Consider the following 21660-nt stretch of genomic DNA (forward strand, 5'->3'; position numbering starts at 1 on the left):
TCCTCGGTCAAAACAATCTCTGGCGCAACCCGCATTCGATCCTCCGCTCCGCATGCATGAAGCATGATAGCGGAAGTTGTCAATTAAGTGCGCTCAAGAGCGCAGCACTACACTAGCAGGCTGATGCAAAAGCCGGCGGTACCGCGCCAGCACTGAGGTTCAGGTCGAGTTTCATCGTGACATCGTTTTCCGGAATCGCCTTCGCACCGCGTTGGAATTGTCTTCGTGGCCGCAAGGGCGACCACGAAGGTCCGTTTGCACGCCTGTGCTCATGCCTTCACCTCCGAAACGCTCAATTTCGCGATTCGAAGCAGGTTGTATGCGGCACCGGAAATGAAGGCCGCCATCTGGGTCTTCGCCTGGCCGATGAAACGGGTCTTTCGCAATCCGCCGACCGTTTTCAACCAACCGAAGATCTCCTCGACGCGCTTTCGCTTTCGTTGGCTGACCCGGTAGCCCTCGGTCCGGGTGGTTCGCCCATCCAGGCCGGGCGTCTTCCGATCCTTGATGCGCGCGATGTGCGGTCGCACCGCGTGCTCGCGCAAGTGCGCGACAAATTCCTTCACGTGGTAGCCCTTGTCGGCGCCGAGCGTCTTGGGGTGAATGTGCCGTCGACGTGCGCGAGTGAGCAGCTGCCGCGCGGCACGATGCTCGGCCTGGGTCGATTCGGTGATGAGGATGTCGACGCACAGCCCATTGCGATTCTCCATGAGCACATGCCCGCCGTAGCGGAGCTTGGCCGGCTGGCCCTTGCCCTTTCTCAACCGAACGGAGCTGCGTCCGTATTGCTTACACGGATGAACCGAAACATCGGGCGCTTGCAGGCGTTGGCTTTCACAGCCGGCAAAGTCCTCAAAGGGCGCCTTACCGACCTCCCTGCCGAATGCTGTTAGAATTTACGGGGTGTCGTACGGCTGTACAATTTATTATGGTGATATGAAATCACTAAAAGAGGGGTAACAAATGAATGAAGAGGCAGAATTTTCCTCGAGTGAAACTGCAGCTCGAAGCTCGCTAGTTCAGCATTTTTCAATCTCAGGTTTGTTTGGTTATCGAACCCTTAGCTTAGATTCCGAGTACGCTGCTACGATCCTCATCGCTCCAAATGGCGCTGGAAAAACTACGATGCTAGGCGCCCTGGATGCATTTTTAAGATGTCAATTTGGTCGACTTGCCGACCTTAGCTTTCAGCGAATAGAGTGCAAGCTGAGAAATATCGATAAACTTTTGATACTTGAGAAAAGCCACCTCGATCATTACCTTGCCAAGGTTTCCGAGAATTCGGCAATACCGAAGCTTGCGAAAGTTTACGAACTCGACCCTAACGATGTTCTTTTCTTTGTTCTTTGGGAATTTCCAACTCTTTCCGACGATCGTCAAGAACTCATGCAACACCCCGTCTTTTCAAAGGTGTATAACAACACATCGCATACTCTCGAGTCAGCCAAGAAGATCTTTAAAGATCTTTGGGCGTCGATCAATGATCTTGAATCGCCTATTGTTTCCCTAAAGAACTCTATCTTAAGCGCATTGACTGATATTGAGATAGTTTACCTCCCTACGTATCGCCGAATCGAGCTCTCCTTGCCGGATACGGACGAGTCGCGATACCCGTATAGGCGCCGCACATCTCCAAGCATTCAAGCGCGCCTTGGTCTGACCGGGCGCGGACTTCATGCTGGAAACATTCAATTTGGTTTATCCGACATCTCGGCGCGACTACGCAGCCTCAATCAAGAGATTATGTTTGAGTCAAATCAAAAATACGCTGAAATTAGCGCAAACATTATCGATGATCTGATAAGTGGCTCATTTGAAAAGCAACACCCGAGTCTCGCTGACAGACCGACACGAGAAGAGTTAGATATATTCTTTGATCGCCTCAGGAGCGGTAGCCGTGAATGGGGGTTCTATGGCCCTTATGCCCCAAATAAGATACCGGATTTTGGTAAAATTTATAGTGGCAATATCCCGCCTAATTCGGAGAAATTTCTTACGTATTTTCTTGGAAAGCTTAACAGCGTCATACAAAAGACACGAAATACTCAGCAGGTTGTAGAGAAATTCATCGCGAGTTGCAATCGTTATCTTAACGCCGCAGACCCAACAACTGATCGTCATGGCGCTTCCAGCTTAGACGGGAAGGTTCTTAAGCTTGATAGTGCAAGTCTTGACGTATCGGTGTGGCGCAGCAAGCCCGACCGGGAGATACCGTTAGACGCATTGTCATCGGGTGAAAAACAGATGATTTCGCTATTCGCGCGGCTCTATTTATATCCTAAAGAGAAGCTAGTTCTTATTGATGAACCGGAACTGTCTCTTTCCATCGACTGGCAAAGAAAAATTCTTCCGGATATTCTCAATTCAAATTTATGCAAGCAGGTAATCGCCATAACGCACTCCCCCTTTATATTCGATAATGAGCTTGACGCGTTCGCGAAGGCTCTTCGTATTGAGATTGCAGATAATGGAGGATTTGAGCATGCATGAGCCAATGTCATCAGCGGACGGTGACATCCAACCAGGCATTGATGCGAAGGAAATATCTTTGCTCCGCTCTATGAGGGAGGCACGAGACGCACCTGCGGTGCATAAAGCATCGCTTGCCGCATTACGAGCCCACAAGCCGGATGCCGTAGCATTTGCTTGCGAAGGTGTAGACGACAAGAAAGTCTATTTTCACTGGATAAGGAATTCGCAGATTAAATTTGGATATGAGTTCATTGTCTGCAACGGGAAAGAGAAAGTATTAAGATTTCGTGAGCTACTAAGGCGCGATGTTACTGGTTTGAATAAGGGTGTATATTTTTTTATAGATAAGGATTTTGATGGGCTAAAGGGATATGACAAAGGCCCGGATGTTTATGTGACGGAGACATACTCTTTCGAGAATGCGCTGGTAACATCTGAGGTTCTGAGAGAAATCTTGACCGTCGACATGCACTGCCACAGCGCACCGCAGATTAGGGACGCCGTTGTCGAGAAGTTCGAGGAAGTTTACTCGTCTTTTCTTGACGTCACACGCGCTCACAACCACAGAATCTACCTCGCTCGACGCCTTGGTATAGATTCAAAGCCGCTTCCGGATAAGCTAAATAGGCTGGCAACTGTTGGTCTTTTGAAGGTGGGATTCGCGGACAAGAGCGTTGATGAGGCGATCGTACTTGACCGTGAACCGAGTCAGTCGGAAATTAATCAGCATGATGCAGATTTTTGTTCGTTAGACCCAAAGCGCGACTATCGCGGAAAGTTTGCGCTGCTTTTTTTCGTCCGATGGCTGGAATTGCTTGGCAAGGATAGAAATTCAGAAGAAAGTTTTTTGTTTAAGAGGGCCATGAAACCGTCCGCGTCGGCCACTATTCAGTATTCGCTCGATTCAATCGCCTCAAGGTCTTTGCCGCCAGGTTCATTTAAAGAATTTATTGGCGCGATTTCCGTAGATAAGCAGGAGCCTGCTCCTGTCAATGCAGTTCTTGGCTAGCACTACATTTGCGAGCCACTTCGGCGGTGGCTGCATGACGCGGCGATCCTGCAATGTCCGCTATTGGCGGCCGCCACCGATCTCTCCGTGTCGACAGCTCGACTTCGCAGAGCGTCGACACGGTCGCTTGCTGTCTCTTCACAGGTGAATGGCTGGTGACAGACGCATTGCGGACTGACTCCCTCCCCCTGGCCGCTGACAGCTGAGGCCGACGACTTGACCGACGGTCAGCACCGCAAAGCGGCAGCTTCACCCTGGCCCTTCCGACATTCGTTACGGCCAGGTTCCCGCGTGTTGCGATGCCTCGTCCCGGCCGCTCGGCGCTGGTCAGCCTGCGTGCGATGCAGCTTGCGGACCCGAGTCGCGATTAACGATCCAGTCCGCGCGCCGCATCGCGCAGGTTGCTACGTAGCGGCATAGGGCTCCACTTGGTCCTGCTCTGCCGGATGATTCCGCGCCACCACAGCGCGGGCGGCCTCGGTGGCGCTCAGATTAATCGCCTCGTGGGGCACGCCGGCCGGGATGAACAGGAAGTCCCCAGCCTCACTGATCACCTCATCCTCGAGCTTCGGGCCCCAGCGCGTCAGAACCCTCCCTGCCAGCACATAGATCCCGGTCTCATACCCGACGTGGTAGTGCGGCTCTGACTTGGCCCCGGGCGGGATCGTCACCAGGTGCATGCTGAGCCCGCTTGCCCCGACGGTCTGCCCCGAGATACCGATGAAATACGGGAGCCGCTGACGCGTCAGGACTTCATGGTCTGGTCGTATCGCTTGGACCTCCTGCATATCGATCTCCTTCATGATCAGTAGCGTGTGGCCGTACTGGGGCTGCCGCAGCGGAACGCAGAAGCTCGACGAACTCTCCACCCCAGCCGCGAGCTGATCCAACGTTCTCGTAGGTTCGTGAGCAAAGCTGTCGATCAACGCTCAAGATGTGCGGAATCGAGTAGCCGCGTTCGCTCGATGCAATCGTCAGTTGGCCTGAGCGATTGTCGATTCTGAAATGTTCATGGGGTTACGCCAACTCCGCCTTCCGCCCAACGACAGTAGCAAAGCACATTTGCAGCGAGAGACCGTGGATGTTCCTGGTGGTTGTTCCGACGTGGGTGCCAACGACGCGAACGCCGAGCGCCTCAAGGAGTATTGAGATATCTCTTGCGTCCGCTGGATACTCGAAAAAGCGGTGATCGGCATCTCGGCTGACGACTTCACTCGGCCGGGCGACCTGGAAATTGAGTCCGACTACGCCGCCGAATTTGAGAGTTGCAACGAGGTTTCCGAGGGCCTGTGGCAGGTCTTCGACAGGAATATGATTAAGCGCGACGGCCGACCAGACTCCATCGAAGTAAGCCGTAGGGAGTGTTTGCGAAAGGATATCACCGTATATGAACGGAATGTCCTGGTTTTTCTTCCGCGCAATGCGCAACATGGAACGGGAGTAGTCGAGCCCAACCAGATCGAAGCCGGCCTTCTTAAAATGGCGCGCGTGATGTCCGGGACCGCAACCGGCGTCAAGGATGGTTGCGCCGCCGGGCAATTGCGTGAGAAAGATCTCCATCGCGTCACATGGCACGGTGTCGAACCAGACATCCGTGAACTGAGCGGCGATTGCATCGTAAGAAGCTCTGGTTGCGCGTCGTAGCGCGGGTGAACTGATGGGCGCGCCTTCACTTCCGTTGGCAAGGCAATCTCTGAGCGCTCCATAAGAGTGGCATCGATTCCTGTGGTCGATGTGGGCTTCGGCGTTGGGTGCGACGAAGAATAAATCGAAGCGATCGTTCGGTAGCTTGAGGAGATCTTCGTCGTCGAAAGCTGATCCAATTAAACAGAGCGAATACCGTGCGGATTGGGCTGCGCTCGTCAACTTCGCTGCGGCGAAATTGGTAACCCCCGCGCGAATGCCGTCCTGGCGCAGCCGGTGCCGAAGAAGCGATGCCGAGTACCTGTCGCCTTCGACATGGTGGATCATGAGCTCAAAGACACAGGGGCTGGAACCCATTTAACCCACCTCCGTCGTGCACGCGCAGGTCGACCCAGTCTCGAATCGCGGACATCGTGTCGACCATCCTGGATGAGCGGACAAGTGCGGCCAAGAGGGCCGCCGCACCTAGAGGGGTGCCCGCTAGGGAGGGGAGAAAGGTTCCGTGGCTTCGTGAGTGGCTCAGGCGAGCCTCGAAAGCGTCCCCGTCAACCCGCTGGAGGCTACGACCTGTCTGATCGTTGAAGGACTGAAGTAGCCGAAGAGCATCAGGGTAATGGTCGTCGGCGTCGGACGTGGCATCGGCCTCAGTAACTGCGACTCGCGCAAGTGTCGAAAGATCCGTCTGCAGTCGGCGCGAGAAAGTATCGAGTTCGGTGCTCGAATAGGGCCGGAAAGGCGCCCCGTCCAGGGAGCCGCTCAACTGGGAGTCCTCGCGGTCCAGCATGACAAGCGTGGGCACCGCATGGGCGCGTGCGACGCCAATCTCGTACATGACGAACGCGTTGTGCCTCGATGGATTGGCCAGAACAATGTCACATTGGCGGATGGATGCGTAAAGCCAGTCCAGCCACTCCCAATCCTCAAGAAGTTCCTCCAGCCAGACCAGCTCAAGTTTCGCGTTCTCGACGGTAACGGCCACCGTCTCCCTGACGGCTTCGTAGCCGGCCAGCATCGGCATCAGGGCGAGCACCTTAATTGGATCTACCTGACGGGCGTTCATCATCGCCGCGACTTTCTATTGGTCTGGATAGGGGGCCCTAGACACTCGAAGCAGCGAAGTACCGACTGGCAGAGGGCGAGCTCCTGCTCGCTCCAGGCCAGGAAATAGACCGTTTCGACGTCGGAGGCCGGATTCTCAGAGAGGTACTCGAGAGCGGCCTGAACCTCGCGCTCAAGGAGGGGACGGAAATCTCCGCGAACGAAGCCGATTCCAAGCAGCGGAAAGAGAATACTCGATAGTCCGATTCCCACACCATTCCTCTGGGGATCGTCCATCAGTGCAAGTGCGTTCGTGACGCATCGGTGGATGCCGGGTATGGGCTCGTAGCCTTCTCCGACCACGCCTCTGACGGCGGCGGCGTGGAAGATTGCCTTTACACCGTACTTGCTCTTCAACTCACCCGGCCCTGTTGCGATGACCTCGGCTTCGGGGACGCTACGCTCGTTTCCCATTATCTCGTTCAGTTCGTGCTGAATGAGATCCTCGGCAACGTGTCCGGTCCGCGTTTTCCGTGCACCCTCGAATCGTATGACGCTTGAGATGGCGAAGTCGAAGTAGCGTGCCATCTGCATGTTCGTGTTCTCCGAGTTCACCCAGACATCAATTGCGCGCACATTGCGGAGGTCGCCGGTGATGAGAGCCATGCTCTTGTTGGTGCCCTGGATTGGGTAGGTGTAGACATCGCAACTCCCGATCACCCGGGGTCGATCAATAATTCTCAGGTCGAGCGTTTCACTCACGTGACTGTCGGGTCTGCCCTCCAGAAGGCCTGTCGAGATCGAATTGCGGATTCTGGCTTGCGCCACGTCATCACCCTTCCCGCTAGCGAAGTCATACTCGATAGCGTTCATGTTGACGATGTTAAAGGGAAGGGTGGCGTTCTTGTTCCGGATGATGATGGTGACGGCCTTGCGTAAGGCGTGGCGAATGCCAAGCTCATAGAAGACATTGGGGTTCGGAACGCTCACATCGACAATGGATACTTCAGCGCTCCAGATCAGTTGGAACATCCTTGTATGTATGTTGCCCGCCTCGTCCACCTCGTCGCAGCGGATGCACTTCAGTCCCGCGGCTTCGACGGTTGGCTTGATCAAGTGTTCGTAGACGTCGTCGAAATTCACCTCGACGTCCGCTGCATCTAACTTCTTGCCGAACGGCATGATAACAAAGCAGCGTTTCTCGTTCGGGTCGGAAAAATACTCGCGTTCTAGCGTTTCGATCAGTTCGAGGGCTTCCTCTGCCCGTCTGCGGACCTGCTCGTCAGGGGACTCCGCCAAAAGAGAATAAACACGGGTCGCAGAGTTCAGCTGCCATGCCGCATTCGCAAGACGAATCCCCTGAGTGATCGATTCGCGGCAGGGCTTCATCTCGCCGCGTAGTAAATGAATCTGTGCGAGGTCGAAACATGACCAAGGGAGATTGCGGCCTGCAACAATATCCTCGCGGCAGTGCTCCCTGCCGGCATCAATCGCGTCCCTGTAGCGGCGAAGGGACGCATCCAGGAAACCCTCACGGGCACGCACTGCCAAATAGTTCAGCAAGGCAAACGTACTCTTGTTTCCAGAAAGCTCTACCCCTCTCTCGAAACGTGCTGCAGCTTTGCCGAACTCACTCAACGAGAGATACACCCCACCTAGCGAGCAATGGGCGTCGACATCTGTGTCATCCAGTTCGAGGGAATGGAGGAGGTGGGTCTCGGCTTCCTGGTGTCTTTTCTGTTGCTGTCTCAGTACACCTAGGCATTTCCACACACGAGCATTCTTCGGATTCGCGAGAACGAGTTTTTGGAGAGGCTCAAGGGCACGCTCGAACTGTCCCCTGGCGATCCACGCCTCGATTAGGGCGAGTTCTCCCGTGCTTGGGTTCTCCGTCATTTCGGAATGCCTGTGATTCGGTGGATAAGTACCTTGTCGATGAAGTAGCAGTCTCAAATCTCCTGCCTATTTCCAGGGCGGTCCCACCGCTGAAAAACATCGGCTGTGCTTTACGGTGCCGGACAAGAAACTCCCGCTGTTTGCATCTAGAACCGTGCCTTGCTATTCGAGAGGGCGACCTCATCCCATCACAGCTGATAGCAAGAAACCGCGGTCGCACGGCACGCACATGGGGTCGGATAAAGGTTGTCGTCGTCGGCTAGGCGTCGAGCTGGTACTGACGACTGCTTAAGGAAAAGAGCCCCCTGTCATGCTCCTTCTTCAACATAGACGAGCAGTATGGGCCTGCAAGCTGAATCTGAGCGACGACGGTAGCGACTGGCCGACCGACCTGATACCGCTGCCCCCTGAGTCCTCCTTGCAGCAGCTTAACGAATCGCCTGACAAGGCGCGAAGGCCCGGATGCGATCCTGCCGCACGACGGCGTAAGATCGGGCCATTCCCTGCAGGAGTTCTCCCATGGCCGAGCGCTGCGCCTGGTGCGGCACCGATCCGCTGTACGTCGCCTACCACGACACCGAGTGGGGTGTGCCCAGCCACGACGATCGCCACCTGTTCGAGATGCTGGTGCTGGAGGGCGCGCAGGCGGGGCTGAGCTGGATCACCATCTTGCGCAAGCGCGAGCACTATCGCCGCGTGTTCGCGGATTTCGACGCCGAGCGGGTTGCGCGCTACACCGACGAGGATGTGGCGCGCCTGCTCGCCGACCCCGGCATCGTGCGTAACCGGCTGAAGGTGGCGTCGGCGATCGCCAATGCGCGCGCGACGCTCGCGGCGCAAGCGCGCTTTGGCTCGCTCGATGCGTTGGTCTGGCGATTCGTGGAGGGCGTGCCGCAAGCGGGCGCGCGCAGGACGCTGGCCGACGTGCCTGCCGAGACCGCCGAATCAAGGGCGATGAGTCGCGAATTGAAGCGGCTGGGCTTTCGTTTTGTCGGGCCGACGGTGTGCTACGCCTTCATGCAGGCGGTGGGAATGGTCAATGACCATGTCGAGGGCTGCTTCCGCCGCCGGGAGATCGCGGCAGGCTTGTCCGCTACTTGACCACGCCCCAGGCCTTGAGCCGGTTGTAGGAGTACTGCGCCGCGTTGCCCTGCTGGCTCTGGCGCAGATAGGCGACGTAGTGCTGGGCGGCGGCCTGGCGGTTGCCCATGCCTTCGAGCGAGACGCCCTTGAGGAAGGTGATGCCGGCGTCGCCGGGCAGCAGGCGGTCGAAGCGGTCGAGGTTGTCGTACGCGCGGCCGGCGTCGCGCTGCTGCAGGGCGAGCACGCCGGCGAGCTTGTAGGCCTGCGCCTCCTGCGGGTAGATCTCGCGCGCAGTGTCGGCGTAGCTCACTGCCTTGGCGGTCTGGCCCTGCGCCTGCAGGCACTGCGCCATGCGCAGGTTGCTGGCGTAGTCGCGCGGGGTTCTGGTGAGGGCGGTCTGGAATTCGGCCTGGGCCTTGGCATATTGCCTGGCGGCCATCGCCGTCTCGCCGTTCTTGCAAGCGTCGATGGTGGGGCGGATGCGGCGCAGGCTGGCGGTGCTGTCCATGAAGCGCTCGCGGCCGGGGTTGAGGCTGTTGCTGATGCGGTAGCGGGTGTCGGCCGCGGCCTGCGCGGCCTTCATGCGCTCGCGGCTCATCGGGTGGGTGGAGAACATCGTCTGCAGCAGCGAGGGGGCGGATTTTTCCTCGGCGACCAGGAGCTGGTGCAGGCGGACCATGCCGGTGGCGGGGTAGCCGGCCTTGACGAGGTATTCCTGACCGAGGGCGTCGGCCTCGCGCTCGTGCTCGCGCGAGTAGCTGGCCAGCAGTGCGCTGGCGCCGATCTGCCCGCCGATGTTCATCAGCCCGGCCCAGTCCGAAGTTTGCGCCGCCACGTTGAGGCCGGCGAGCGCGGCCTGCGCGACCAGGTTCTGGCCCTGGCGCTGGGCAGCATGGCGGGCGTTGACGTGGCCGAGCTCGTGGCCGAGCAGGGCGGCGAGCTGGGCCTCGTCGTCGAGGTCGGCGAGGATGCCGCGGGTGACGCCCATCGCGCCACCGGGGAAGGTGTAGGCGTTGACGTAGTTGGCGTTGAGCACGCGGTAGGAGTAGGGCATCTGCGGGCGGTGCGTGAGCGCGCCCATGCGCTGGCCGAGACCGGCGACGTAGCGGTTGACCGATTCGTCCTGGATGGCACCGAGGTCCTGCGAGAACTGGTGGGGCGCGACCTGGGCGTCGGCCTGGATCTCCTGCGCCTCGCTCATGCCGACGAGGATGGATTTGCCGGTCACCGGCGAGGTGGCGCAACCGGACAGGCCGGCACCGGCCGCACCGGCACCGAGCAGCCACAGCGCCTGGCGGCGGCTGATGCGGTTGCGCTCGAGGCTGGTGGCGAGATCGTCGAAGAAGCTCATGGCAGTCGCTCGTCGAAGAAGATCAGGCGATTGTATCGGCTCGGCCTCGCGGTGCGGCGGCCTACAGCCACCGCGCCTTGCGGAAGCGCCACCACAGGAAGGCGCTGGCGCTGGCGATCACGCCCAGGCTGAACAGGTAGCCGTACTTCCACTGCAGCTCGGGCATGTGGTTGAAGTTCATGCCCCAGATACCGGCGAAGGCGGTGGCGACGGCAAAGATGCCGGCCCAGGCCGCCAGGCGCTTGCTGATCTCGGTCTGGTCGATGGTGACGAGCGACAGATTCACCTGGATGGCGGTGCCGATGGTGTCGCGGATGCCGTCGAGCGAGGCGTTGATGCGGGCGAGGTGGTCGTAGACGTCGCGGAAGTAGTGCCGGCTGTTGGCGCAGACCTCGGGCACGCGGCCGCTGTGCAGCTTGCCGGCGGCTTCCATCAGCGGCAGCACCGCGTGCCTGAGCAGCGTGACCTTGCGCTTGAGGCGGTACAGGCGGCGGATGTTGGAGCGCGCCGCGCCCTTGGTGAAGATGCGCTCCTCCAGCGTCTCGACCTCGGTCTCGAGCTTTTCGATGAGCGGGAAGTAGCCGTCGACCACCGCGTCCATCAGCGCGTAGAGCACATAGCCGGGGCCCTTGGCGAGCATCTTCGGCTCGCGCTCGCAGCGTGCGCGCACGCCGAGGAAGTCGCGCGCATGGTTGTTGCGCACCGACAGGATGTAGTTGGCGCCGACGAAGACGTGCACCTCGCCGACCTCGAGCTTGCCCGCGCGCTCCTCGATCAGGTGCATGACGACGAAGAGCTCGTCGTCGTATTCCTCGACCTTGGGGCGCTGGTGGCGGTGGTTGGCGTCCTCGATGGCGAGCTCGTGCAGGCCGAACTCCTCCTTCATTGCCGCCAGCTCCTCGGCGGTGGCGTCCTTGAGCGCGACCCAGACGAAGGTGTCGGGCTGCTGCAGATAGTCGCTGATGTCGTCGACCGGGATGTCGGCGAGCTTGCGGCCGTGCTGGTAGGCGGTGCAGTTGATGAGCATGGTCGCGCGCCTTTAAGCCTTCACCGGATCGGCCTTGACCGCGTCGAGCAGATCCTTGACCGCCTTCACCCGCTCCTTGAGGTTGGGCAGGCTGGCGCGGCGCACCAGCTTCTCGGGGCCGGCCATCTTGGTGCTGCGGTCCTTCTGGATCAGGAAGATGACCTTGACCGGGTCGATCGGTGCGTCCTTGGCGAACTGCACGCTGATCTGCGCATCCGAGGCGTCGAGCTTGTGCACGCCGTAGTCCTTGACCAGCATGCGCAGGCGGTGAGTCTCGATCAGCGCGGCGGTCTGTGGCGGCACCTCGCCGAAGCGGTCGATGAGCTCTTCCTGCAGCGCGCGCAGGTCGTCCTCGGTGTCGCAGTTGGCCAGGCGCTTGTACAGCGTCAGGCGCTCCTGCACGTCGGGGCAGTAGTCGGTGGGCAAGAGCGCCGGCGTGTGCAGGTTGATCTCGGAGACCACTTCCAGCGGCTGCGACAGGTCGGGCTCCTTGCCGGCCTGCAGGTCCTTGACCGCGCGCTTGAGCATCTCGGTGTATAGGCTGAAGCCGACCTGCTGGATCTCACCCGACTGGTTCTCGCCCAGCACCTCGCCGGCGCCGCGGATCTCGAGGTCGTGCATCGCCAGGTAGAAGCCCGAGCCGAGGTCTTCCATCATCGCGATCGCTTCCAGCCTCTTCTGCGCCTGCGCGGTCGGTTTGGCGCCCGGCATGGTCAGCAGGTAGGCGTAGGCCTGGTGGTGGCTGCGGCCGACGCGGCCGCGCAGCTGGTGCAGTTGGGCCAGGCCGAAGCGGTCTGCACGGTTGATGATGATGGTGTTGGCGGTGGGGATGTTGATGCCGGTCTCGATGATGGTGGTGCACAGCAGCAGGTTGGCGCGCTGCTGGGTGAAGTCGCGCATCACGCGCTCGAGCTCGCGCTCGGGCAGCTGGCCGTGGCCGACGACGATACGGGCCTCGGGCAGCAACTCCTCGAGGTCGTTACGCATGTTGTCGATGGTGTCGACCTCGTTGTGCAGGAAATACACCTGGCCGCCGCGCTTGAACTCGCGCAGCACCGCCTCGCGGATCACGCCGCGACTCGAGGGCTGGACGAAGGTCTTGATCGAAAGGCGCTTCTGCGGCGGCGTGGCGATCACCGAGAACTCGCGTAGCCCCTCCATCGCCAGGCCCAGGGTGCGCGGGATCGGGGTGGCGGTCAGGGTCAGGATGTCGACCTCGCTGCGCAATGCCTTCAGCGTCTCTTTCTGGCGTACGCCGAAGCGGTGCTCCTCGTCGATGATCACCAGGCCCAGGCGCTTGAAGACGACGTCCTTCTGCAGCAGGCGGTGGGTGCCGATGATGATGTCGACCTTGCCCTCGGACAGTTGCTGCAGGGCCTCGGCCTGCTCCTTGGCCGACTTGAAGCGCGACAGCTCGGCGAGCTTGATCGGCCACTCGGCGAAGCGGTCGGCGAAGGTCTGGTAGTGCTGTTCGGCGAGCAGGGTGGTCGGGCACAGCACCACCACCTGCTTGCCATCGGCCACGGCGATGAAGGCGGCACGCAGCGCAACCTCGGTCTTGCCGAAGCCGACGTCGCCGCACACCAGGCGGTCCATCGGCCGGCCGGACTTCATGTCGCTGACCACCGAATCGATGGCCGATTGCTGGTCGGGCGTGGTCTCGAAGCCGAAGCCTTCGGCAAAGGCCTCGAGGTCGTGCTGCTTGAAGTCGAAGCGGTGGCCGGCGCGGGCTGCGCGCTGGGCGTAGAGCGCGAGCAGCTCGGCGGCGGTGTCGCGCACTTGCATCGCCGCCTTCTTCTTGGCCTTCTCCCACTGGCCCGAGCCGAGGCGGTGGAGGTCGACCGCCTCGGGGTCGGCGCCGGCGTAGCGGGTGATCACGTGCAGTTGCGACACCGGCACGTAGAGCTTGTCGCCGCCGTTGTATTCCAGATGCAGGAACTCGGTGTCGCCCTCGCCGAGGTTCATGTGGATGAGGCCGAGGTAGCGGCCGATGCCGTGCGAGACGTGCACCACCGGATCGCCGATCTTGAGCTCCGACAGGTCGCGCAGCCAGCCTTCCATGGTGGCGGCCTTGCGGCTGTCGCGGCGGGCGCGGCTGCGCGCCGTGGCGGCGTAGAGCTCGGTCTCGGTGAGCACCGCGAGCCTGGCCGCGGGCAGCACGAAGCCGCGCGCGAGCGGCGCGACGCCGAGTGCGAGGCGCGCATCCGAATCCAGGAAGGCGCCGAAGTCGGCGCTGGCCTCGGGCTTGACGTCGTATTCGGCGAAGAACTCGGCCATGGTCTCGCGCCGGCCGGGCGAGTCGGACAGCAGCAGCACGCGGCCGTCGAAGCCATCGAGGAAGGCCTTCAGCTTGTGCAGCGGGTCGGTGGCCTTGCGCTCGACCGCGACCTCGGGCGGTGGCAGCGCGAGCGCATCCGCCGTCTCGGCGCTCGCCTCGGCCCCGATCGCCAGCCGCGGCAGGTTCTTCAGCGCGACGAAGAAGGCCTCGTCGCTCAGGAAGAGCTGCTCGGGCGCCAGCACCGGCCGGCTGCGGTCGCCCTTCAGCAGGTCGTAGCGCGAGCGCGTGTCCTTCCAGAACTCGGCGATCGCCGCCGGTACGTCGCGGTGCAGCAGCACCGGGGTGTCGGCGGGCAGGTAGTCGAGGAGCGTCGCGGTCTCGTCGAAAAACAGCGGCAGGTAGTACTCGATGCCGGCGGGTGCGATGCCGTTGGAGACGTCCTTGTAGATCGAGGCGCGCGTCGGATCGCCCTCGAAGGTCTCGCGAAAGCGGCTGCGAAAGCGCGTGCGGCCCTTGTCGTCGAGCGGGAACTCGCGCGCCGGCAGCAGGCGGATCTCCTTGGTCGGATACACCGTGCGCTGGGTGTCGGGGTCGAAGGTCTTGATGGTCTCGACCTCGTCGTCGAAGAGGTCGATGCGAAAGGGCAGCGGCGAGCCCATCGGGAACAGGTCCACCAGCCCGCCGCGCACCGAGAATTCGCCCGGGCTCACCACCTGGGTCACATGCGCGTAGCCGGCGAGTGCCATCTGCGCCTTGAACTGCTCGACGTCGAGCTTTTCGCCCTGCTTGAGGAAGAAGGTGTAGGCGGCGAGAAAGCCCGGCGGCGCCATGCGGTAGAGCGCGGTCGAGGCCGGCACCAGCACGAGGTCGGTCTCGCCGCGGGAGATCGCGTACAGCGTCGACAGACGCTCGGAGATCAGGTCCTGATGGGGCGAGAAGTTGTCGTAGGGCAGGGTCTCCCAGTCGGGCAGCAGGTGCGCGCGCAGCCCGGGCGCGATCCAGGCGATCTCGTCCTGCAGGCGCTGGGCGTCGAGCGGGTTGGCGGTGATCACCACCAGCATGCGGCCGCGGCCGGCGAGCTGGGCGACGGCGAGCGCGTCGGCCGAACCGGCGAGCGGTTCGAGCTCGAGGCGGGCGCCAGGCTTGGGTAGCGGGCGGGTGGCCAGTCGGGCGAGGAGCGAATCAGGGGCAGTGGGCATGATGCGTGAGGCCGGCGCGCGCGAACGGGGGATCCGGCGCGCAGGTCGAGCGTGGTAAGGGCGCAATTATAAGAGCCGCCGCTCGAGCTTGCGGGGTCGCGACTTGCTCGAACTGCGTTGTGTTGCTCGACTGAAGTGAAGTGCCCAGCAGGAGCCCGGCTCAGGCGGGGGTCGTGCCCGCGGCCTGCGGAATATGCTGGCGCAGCCAGGTGGCGGCCGCGCGCGCGGCCAGCCGTTCCTGCTCTTGCTCGGCGGAGGCAGGGGGCAGCGCCAGCCAGTGATGCGCCCCCTTCAACAGCGGGTAGGCGCGCTCGAGGATGATCGCTTCCGCCGTGCCCGGCGTCACGATGAGACGCACCGGCGTGCGCACCATGCGCAGCGGTTCGGCGCCGGCGAGATCGGCCCGGCCGCCGAGACAGGCGATCGCGCTCAGGCGCTCAGGCGCACGCACGGCGGCGCGAATCGCCGCTGCACAACTGGTGCCGTCGGCAGCCAGCCCGAGCGGCAGGTCGACGAGCGGCGGTTGATGCGCGGCCCACTCCATGGCGGCGAGAATCCGCTCGGTGAGCCGGGGGATGTTGAAGCTCGCATCCGGGTCGCGCTGCGCCTCGAGGCGGGGGAGCAGGTGGACCGTCATCGTGGCGAAGCCGGCCGCCTGCAGTTCGAGCTCCAGCGGCCGCTCGGAGGGGGCGAGCGTGGACGGGCCGGTGGCTTGGACGCACAGCGCCAGCGCGCGAACGTCGGGCGCATGGGCGAGCACGCCATCGAGCCAGACGCCTGTGGCAGGAATGCTCAGTGGAGTGTGGCGCAGTTTCACGAAGACGTTCTGTGGCCCAGGGGCGCGCGATGGATGGAGACCGGAATTCTGCGCGCCCCGAAGGCGTCCTGCACGGCGGCCCCGACCGCCCCGAAGCGGCCGGCCAGACGGGTGCCGCAACGCGGGCAGATGCCGTCCGTGCCCGCTCGGTAGCTGCGGATCTCGTACCAGTCGCGCACGATCAGCGCCTCGCCACAGCCGGTGCAGTAGGTGGTGTCGCCGTCGGTGTCATGCACGTTGCCGGTATAGACATGCCGCAGCCCGGCATCGAGGGCGATCCGGCGTGCGCGGCTCAGTGTCGCGGGGGGTGTGGGCGGCACGTCGGACATCTTGAAATCCGGGTGGAAGGCGCTGAAGTGAAGCGGCATGTCGGCGCCCAGCTCCTTGCGCACCCAGTTCGACAGGGCCGCGATCTCCGTGTCCGAGTCGTTGTGGCCGGGGATCAGCAGGGTGGTCAGTTCCACCCAGACATCGGTCTCGTGCCGCAGCCAGACCAGGGTGTCGAGCACCGGTTGCAGGTGGGCGCCGCACAGCTTGACGTAGAAGTCGTCGGTGAAACCCTTCAGGTCGACATTGGCCGCGTCCATGCGCGAGAAGAAGTCCTGGCGGGCGCACTCGCCGATGTAGCCGGCGGTGACGGCAACCGTCTTGAGCCCGCTTTCACGGCAGCGGTCGGCGACATCCATCGCGTACTCGGCGAAGATCACCGGATCGTTGTAGGTGAAGGCGACGCTGTGGCAGCCCCAGCGCAGCGCGGTGTCGACGATCTCCTGCGGCGAGGCCTGGTCCATCAGCGTGTCGAGGTCGCGCGACTTGGAGATGTCCCAGTTCTGGCAGAACTTGCACGCCAGGTTGCAGCCTGCAGTGCCGAAGGAGAGGACCTTGCTGCCCGGATAGAAATGGTTGAGCGGCTTCTTCTCGATCGGGTCGATGCAAAAGCCCGAGCTGCGCCCATAAGTGGTGAGCAGCATCGCGTCGCCGCTGCGCATGCGCACGAAACACGCGCCGCGCTGGCCCTCGTGCAGCTTGCACAGGCGCGGGCACAGGTCGCACTGGAAGCGGCCGTCATCGAGCCGGTGCCAGTAACGGGCGGGATAGTGGCTGCCGAGGTCGGCGGTCGCCGTGCTTGCTGCGGTCATGATGCCTCCGCTTCGGCCTCCTTCCATTTGCGCACCTGGTAGCGCGCGGCCATCAGGCCAGGGACAGGCCTGTCGGGCGCGAGCCCGGCCTTGCGCTTGAGTGCGGCGAGGAAGTCGCGCGGCACCGGCAGCTGCTCCCACACCTGGGGCAGGAAGGTGGCGCTGCGGCAGCCCGAAAATACGATCAGGCCATCCTCGTTCGGGCGCAGCTGGGCGAGCAGCGCGTCCTCATCGGCGAACTCGAGATACTCGGGCTCCGACAGCAGCGACACCTCGACACGGATCCTGTCGAGCTCGCCGGCTTGCAGGGGCTCGAAGCGCGGATCCGCGCTGGCGGCGGCCACCGCGTTGGCGATGACGTCCTCGCCCAGGGCACGGCTGCGCCGCAGGCTGCCGATGCAACCTCTCAGCTCACCGTCCTCGGTCAGGGTGACGAAGGTCGCGCCGCGTTCGCGCAGGCGGGCCTCGTCGGGCACGACCGGCTGTCGGCCACGGCCGAGGTGGTGCGCGATGGCAGCGCGCGCGAGCCCCAGCAGGGTATCGCCCAGTTCAGTCTCGGCGAGTTCAGTGTCGTGCATGGCTGGGGGCCTCCGCTTCGCAGAAGGCGATGCTGGTGTAGCCGACCACCCGCGATCGGTCACCCGCGGTGTCGCCGGAGTTGCGCAGGTCGAGCAGGTGGGCGTGCAGATGGTGGTGGGTCGCCGCGAGCAGCAGGCCGTTGATCGGTGTCGCGCCGCAGGCCTGCTCGTGATCCAATCCTGCGCGCAATGCAAGCACCGCCTCGACCGCGGCGCGGTCGGACCACTGCGCTTCGTGGTAGCTCAGGTAGTGGGAAAGGTCGGAGCTGATCAGGATCAGCGTCTCGGGCCCGCCCCACAGGCTCTCGAGCAGGTTGGCCACCGCCTGCGGCGAGGCGTCGCCGACCAGGACCGGCACGATCTCGAAGCGTTCGAGGACGAGCTGCAGGAAGGGGAGCTGCACCTCGAGGCAGTGCTCGAGCGCATGCGGGCGGTCGTCCACCACCAGGTCCTCGCGCGCCTGCAGGTCGAGCCAGTCGGACTGAGACAGCGGCACCTCGCCGAGCGGGGTGGCGAACATCTGTGCGGCAGGCAGGGCAAAGCCGCGCACCGCCATGCGGTGGGTCGGCCCCAGCATCACGACGCGGCGGATCACGCTGCGCAAAGGGGCGAGCATGGAATACGCGCTCGCGGCCACCGCGCCGGAATACATGTAGCCGGCGTGCGGCACGATGATCGCCTTGGGTGCAGGCGCGATCTCGAGCGGTACGGCGGTGGCGAGCAGTTCGGCGATCTGCGTGCGCAGCACGCGCTCGTCGCGTGGGTAGAACTGACCGGCGACGGCCGCCGGGCGAATCGAAGCCAGTGCCATGGGAGAAAATCCTGCGTGTGATCTGTTCGACAGATTAGCAAAACAATTATAGGCCCTCGCCTCGGCGCCTGCAGGGCACGGCTAGAATGCGCGCCATGCAGAACTTTCATCCCCGCCACTTCGCCATCGTGCCTGCGGCCGGCAGCGGCTCGCGCATGGGCTCGGCCCGCCCCAAGCAGTATCTGCCGCTGCTGGGCAGGCCGCTCATTCACCACGCCTTGTCGGTGCTGTGCGCCGCGCCGGAGATCGACAAGGTGTTCGTCGTCCTGTCGGTGGACGACCGCGAATGGTCGCGCCATGACTGGTCCGCGCTCGGACCCAAGCTCACCCCGCTGTTCTGCGGCGGCGCCACCCGCGCCGACAGCGTGCTGGGCGGGCTGCGTGCCATCTCGGCCGAGGCTGCGCAGAGCGACTGGGTGCTGGTGCATGACGCGGCCCGGCCCTGTCTTGCGCCCTGGCATGTCGACAAGCTGGTGCGTGAGCTCGCGCACGACGAGGTCGGCGGCCTGCTTGCCGTGCCGGTGGCCGACACGCTCAAGCGCGCCGACGACCAGCGCCATGTGATGGAGACCGTGCCGCGTGACAGCCTGTGGCAGGCGCAGACGCCGCAGATGTTCCGCTACGTGATGCTGCGCCGTGCCCTCGAGGACGCGACCGACGTCACCGACGAGGCGAGTGCGATCGAGGCGGCCGGGCTGCGTCCGCGCCTGGTGCAGGGGGATGCGACCAACCTGAAGGTGACCTATCCGCTCGATCTGCATCTGGCGGAATGGATCCTGCAGAACAGAGAGGGCTTGCAGCGATGAACTTTCCTTTCCGCATTGGCCAGGGCTTCGACGTGCACGCCCTGGTGCCGGGACGCGCGCTGATCGTGGGCGGCGTCACCATTCCCTTCGAGCAAGGCCTGCTCGGGCACTCGGACGCGGATGTGCTGCTGCATGCGATCACCGATGCGCTGCTCGGCGCGGCCGGGCTGGGTGATATCGGCCGCCTGTTTCCCGACACCGACCCTGCCCATGCCGGGGCGGACAGCCGGGCCTTGTTGCGCGAGGCCTTCGCCCGGGTGCGCGCTGCGGGCTGGCAGGTGGTCAATGTCGACGCCACCGTGATCTGCCGTGCGCCGCGGATCCTGCCCCACGCGCCGGCCATGGTGGCGAACATTGCCGCGGATCTGGCGATGGCGCCGGAAGCGGTCAACATCAAGGGCAAGACGACGGAAAAACTGGGCTTCACCGGCCGCGGCGAGGGCATTGCGGCGCAGGTCGTGGCCCTGCTCGCACGGCCGGCGCATGGCTGACGCTGCCCCGACGGCAGCGCGGGGCGTCACGCGGCGCGTCTTCTTCGCACTGTGGCCGGACGCGGCCACCGCCGCCGGCCTGCATGCGAGGGCGCGCGCCCTGCACACCGAGTGCGGCGGGCGTGCGATGCGGCGCGACACCCTGCACCTGACCCTGGCCTTTCTCGGAAACGTGCCGCAGGACGACATTACCCGTCTGGAGCACGTCGCCGCAGAGGTGCGGGGAGCGCCCTTCGTGCTCGAACTCGATCAGCTTGGTGCCTGGCACCGCAATCGCATCCTGTGGACGTCGGCGAGCGCAGCGCCGCAGGCGCTCGTGACCTTGGCCGATGCGTTGGCGCTGCGCTTGCGCGAGGCGGGGTTCGTGCTCGAGGACAGGGCCTTCGCGCCGCACATCACGCTCGTGCGCAATGCGCGCGCCGCGCCCATGGCGCAGACCTGTCCAGTGCTGCGCTGGCCGGTCGCGAGCTTCGTGCTGGTTGCGTCCGAGCCTACACCGGCCGGTGCCCGCTATCGCGTGCTGCGGCGCTGGCCCCTGCGCTGAAAATGAAGAACGGGACGCGAGGCGTCCCGTTTTTCGTGGGCTCCGGTCGTATTGCCGGCGGCGTCTCCTGGACGGAGACGATCTTGTCAGGTGTGTACTGCGTTCAGTACGAGGGTTGCGGCCTCATCGCTAATTTCAAACGCATCCTCCTTCGCCTGTTGGCCTGTGGCCATCTGGCGGGTGACAGATCGGGTTTGAAGCACGTACGAAGCGTCCTCCTTCAAAGAAAGATCGCCGAACCGAGTCGTTCAGTGAGCTCGTTTTCCGGCGTCTTGGTGTAATCCTTTTCGAAGCGATCGGAGATCATCTGTGCGGTGGGGGCGTCGATGACGGTGTTCAGCATGCCCATGAAGGCGGGAGGTGCAACCAGGATCGCGCGCTTGAAGGCGTTGGTCGCGCGTCCTTGATAGAGCGCCTGTGCGATTTCCTGTGCAAAGACCTTGGCCTCGTGCTGTTTGGGAAGGGTCTGCGGTTGCATCGAGCCGCCGGTCGAACCATTTGCGGCCATTGCGCCGGATCGGTCAGAGACGAGTTCGGCATTTTTTTGTCGGCTTTCGGGGTGGATCAGTTCCTTCACCAGCGTCAGGCCCTTGTTGGGGCCCAGATTGGCGTAGAGCTTTGCCAGGCTGGCGTTGGCAACCAAAATCCAAGTTATGGTCATGAGGCATCCTCCGCTAGTGAAGGGCCGTTAGGCCCGTTACCGACTTCCATTCGGGGGCACATACGATTGCAGCTTAGGACAGCCGAACGCGGCACGCAACGACCAAATTCGATGAGCGGCTCAGGCCTTCTCGCTACGGCCCGAGCTGAAGCGCGCGACGAGCAGGCTGGCGAGAATCCCGCCCACACCGGCGGCGGTCACATTGACGATCTCCGAGATCGGCAAGGCCACCACGATCAGCGCCACGACGATCACGACGAGGACGTGCATGCTCTCCTTCGCTGCGCCGAGGAACATCATGAATACCGCTGCGTAGATCGACGGCAGGGTGTAGTTCTTCAGCATGTCGATGGCGAACTGCGGAAGGTGGTTCAGGATCAGGTTGCCAAGCAGGACCATCGCCAGTACGAAGACGAGGTTGATGAGCACGGACACCGCGATCCCGATCACGGCGACGACCTCCGCCTTCTTGGTGCCGAGCTCGGCATTGACCGCCGTCTGGCTGCCGATGACCACCGGCAGCCGCATGTTGCCGATGTTGCCGGACAGGAAGCTCATGTAGGTTCCGGCGACCCCGAGCATCGGAAAGTAGGACAGGGGCTCGATGATCCAGATCACGCCGACGAAGGCGGCGATGGGGATGAATGCCCGCAGCACCGCCTCGAATCCCGGCCAGGCGCCGACCACGAAGGACAGGTAGAAGGCGGGCAGCAGGCTGAACACGAGCCCCAGGACGAGGGTCGCGATGCCCAGACGGTGCGCCCTCGGGATGAAGGTTTGCGAGTAGAAGCTATCGGCTTCGGCGTTGCGCATGGT

19 protein-coding genes and 1 pseudogene are annotated in these 21660 nt (G+C 62.8%); 6 read left to right on the forward strand and 14 right to left on the reverse strand.

What is annotated here, in order from left to right; genetic code table 11:
- Positions 1–269: 269 nt before the first annotated feature.
- Positions 270–764, reverse strand: a pseudogene (locus ACMV5O_RS18875) (transposase); the annotation flags it as partial.
- Positions 765–963: 199 nt separating this feature from the next.
- Between ACMV5O_RS18875 and ACMV5O_RS18880 the strand changes: the two are divergent.
- Positions 964–2490 carry an AAA family ATPase gene (locus ACMV5O_RS18880; protein WP_416164902.1) on the forward strand — a complete coding sequence of 509 codons (1527 nt, stop codon included), beginning with the start codon at positions 964–966 and terminating at the stop codon, positions 2488–2490.
- The gene (locus ACMV5O_RS18885; RefSeq protein WP_416164903.1) at positions 2483–3481 is read left to right on the forward strand and encodes a DUF4435 domain-containing protein; all 999 of its coding nucleotides are present in this window, start codon (positions 2483–2485) and stop codon (positions 3479–3481) included. The genes ACMV5O_RS18880 and ACMV5O_RS18885 overlap by 8 nt, the downstream gene beginning before the upstream one ends.
- A gap of 404 nt (positions 3482–3885) precedes the next feature.
- Here ACMV5O_RS18885 and ACMV5O_RS18890 read toward each other — a convergent pair whose 3' ends face one another.
- From ACMV5O_RS18890 to ACMV5O_RS18905, 4 genes are all read right to left on the reverse strand, one after another.
- Entirely contained in the window at positions 3886–4284 is a 399-nt protein-coding gene (locus tag ACMV5O_RS18890) for a cupin domain-containing protein (RefSeq protein WP_416164904.1), read from the reverse strand.
- Between the two features lie 214 nt (positions 4285–4498).
- A complete protein-coding gene (locus ACMV5O_RS18895) occupies positions 4499–5482 on the reverse strand; it encodes a class I SAM-dependent DNA methyltransferase (RefSeq protein WP_416164905.1) in 984 nt (327 codons plus the stop codon).
- Positions 5457–6188: a hypothetical protein gene (locus ACMV5O_RS18900; RefSeq protein WP_416164906.1), complete on the reverse strand. Its 732-nt coding sequence runs from the start codon at positions 6186–6188 to the stop codon at positions 5457–5459. The genes ACMV5O_RS18895 and ACMV5O_RS18900 overlap by 26 nt, the downstream gene beginning before the upstream one ends.
- A complete protein-coding gene (locus ACMV5O_RS18905) occupies positions 6185–8059 on the reverse strand; it encodes a hypothetical protein (RefSeq protein ID WP_416164907.1) in 1875 nt (624 codons plus the stop codon). Before ACMV5O_RS18905 ends, ACMV5O_RS18900 begins: the two co-directional genes overlap by 4 nt.
- 519 nt (positions 8060–8578) lie before the next feature.
- Here ACMV5O_RS18905 and ACMV5O_RS18910 point away from each other — a divergent pair.
- Positions 8579–9160 carry a DNA-3-methyladenine glycosylase I gene (locus ACMV5O_RS18910; protein ID WP_416164908.1) on the forward strand — a complete coding sequence of 194 codons (582 nt, stop codon included), beginning with the start codon at positions 8579–8581 and terminating at the stop codon, positions 9158–9160.
- Here the strand turns inward: ACMV5O_RS18910 and ACMV5O_RS18915 are convergent.
- From ACMV5O_RS18915 to amrB, 7 genes are all read right to left on the reverse strand, one after another.
- A complete protein-coding gene (locus ACMV5O_RS18915; protein ID WP_416164909.1) occupies positions 9153–10493 on the reverse strand; it encodes a M48 family metalloprotease in 1341 nt (446 codons plus the stop codon). The two genes, ACMV5O_RS18910 and ACMV5O_RS18915, sit on opposite strands and share 8 nt — an antisense overlap.
- A 61-nt stretch (positions 10494–10554) precedes the next feature.
- A complete protein-coding gene (corA, locus tag ACMV5O_RS18920) occupies positions 10555–11520 on the reverse strand; it encodes a magnesium/cobalt transporter CorA (protein ID WP_416164910.1) in 966 nt (321 codons plus the stop codon).
- Between the two features lie 12 nt (positions 11521–11532).
- On the reverse strand, positions 11533–14997 hold the full coding sequence (mfd, locus tag ACMV5O_RS18925; RefSeq protein ID WP_416164911.1) for a transcription-repair coupling factor: 3465 nt from the start codon (positions 14995–14997) through the stop codon (positions 11533–11535).
- A 160-nt stretch (positions 14998–15157) separates the two neighbouring features.
- A complete protein-coding gene (locus ACMV5O_RS18930; RefSeq protein ID WP_416164912.1) occupies positions 15158–15814 on the reverse strand; it encodes an alpha/beta hydrolase in 657 nt (218 codons plus the stop codon).
- Positions 15811–16953 carry an AmmeMemoRadiSam system radical SAM enzyme gene (amrS, locus tag ACMV5O_RS18935; protein ID WP_416164913.1) on the reverse strand — a complete coding sequence of 381 codons (1143 nt, stop codon included), beginning with the start codon at positions 16951–16953 and terminating at the stop codon, positions 15811–15813. The genes ACMV5O_RS18930 and amrS overlap by 4 nt, the downstream gene beginning before the upstream one ends.
- The gene (gene amrA / locus ACMV5O_RS18940; RefSeq protein ID WP_416164914.1) at positions 16950–17531 is read right to left on the reverse strand and encodes an AmmeMemoRadiSam system protein A; all 582 of its coding nucleotides are present in this window, start codon (positions 17529–17531) and stop codon (positions 16950–16952) included. Before amrA ends, amrS begins: the two co-directional genes overlap by 4 nt.
- Positions 17518–18342 (reverse strand): AmmeMemoRadiSam system protein B, encoded by an 825-nt coding sequence (gene amrB, locus ACMV5O_RS18945; protein WP_416164915.1) that lies wholly within the window; start codon positions 18340–18342, stop codon positions 17518–17520. The genes amrA and amrB overlap by 14 nt, the downstream gene beginning before the upstream one ends.
- Before the next feature lie 95 nt (positions 18343–18437).
- Between amrB and ispD the strand changes: the two genes are divergently transcribed.
- The 3 genes from ispD to thpR are packed head-to-tail and all read left to right on the forward strand — an operon-like array spanning position 18438 to position 20183.
- The gene (gene ispD, locus ACMV5O_RS18950; protein WP_416164916.1) at positions 18438–19148 is read left to right on the forward strand and encodes a 2-C-methyl-D-erythritol 4-phosphate cytidylyltransferase; all 711 of its coding nucleotides are present in this window, start codon (positions 18438–18440) and stop codon (positions 19146–19148) included.
- Positions 19145–19639, forward strand: a complete 495-nt coding sequence (ispF, locus tag ACMV5O_RS18955; RefSeq protein WP_416164917.1) for a 2-C-methyl-D-erythritol 2,4-cyclodiphosphate synthase — start codon at positions 19145–19147, stop codon at positions 19637–19639. The genes ispD and ispF overlap by 4 nt, the downstream gene beginning before the upstream one ends.
- A complete protein-coding gene (gene thpR, locus ACMV5O_RS18960; protein ID WP_416164918.1) occupies positions 19632–20183 on the forward strand; it encodes an RNA 2',3'-cyclic phosphodiesterase in 552 nt (183 codons plus the stop codon). Before ispF ends, thpR begins: the two co-directional genes overlap by 8 nt.
- Positions 20184–20403: 220 nt before the next feature.
- Here thpR and ACMV5O_RS18965 read toward each other — a convergent pair whose 3' ends face one another.
- Together ACMV5O_RS18965 and ACMV5O_RS18970 are read right to left on the reverse strand one after the other, a co-directional pair.
- Entirely contained in the window at positions 20404–20844 is a 441-nt protein-coding gene (locus tag ACMV5O_RS18965) for a host attachment protein (protein WP_324542494.1), read from the reverse strand.
- 120 nt (positions 20845–20964) lie between these two features.
- Positions 20965–21657, reverse strand: coding sequence for a hypothetical protein (locus tag ACMV5O_RS18970; protein WP_416164919.1), 693 nt, complete (start codon positions 21655–21657; stop codon positions 20965–20967).
- Between the last annotated feature and the right edge of the window lie 3 nt (positions 21658–21660).

Origin of the sequence: Thauera sp. WH-1 (assembly GCF_047806685.1) — a bacterium.
In the GTDB taxonomy this organism is placed as follows: Bacteria; Pseudomonadota; Gammaproteobacteria; order Burkholderiales; family Rhodocyclaceae; genus Thauera.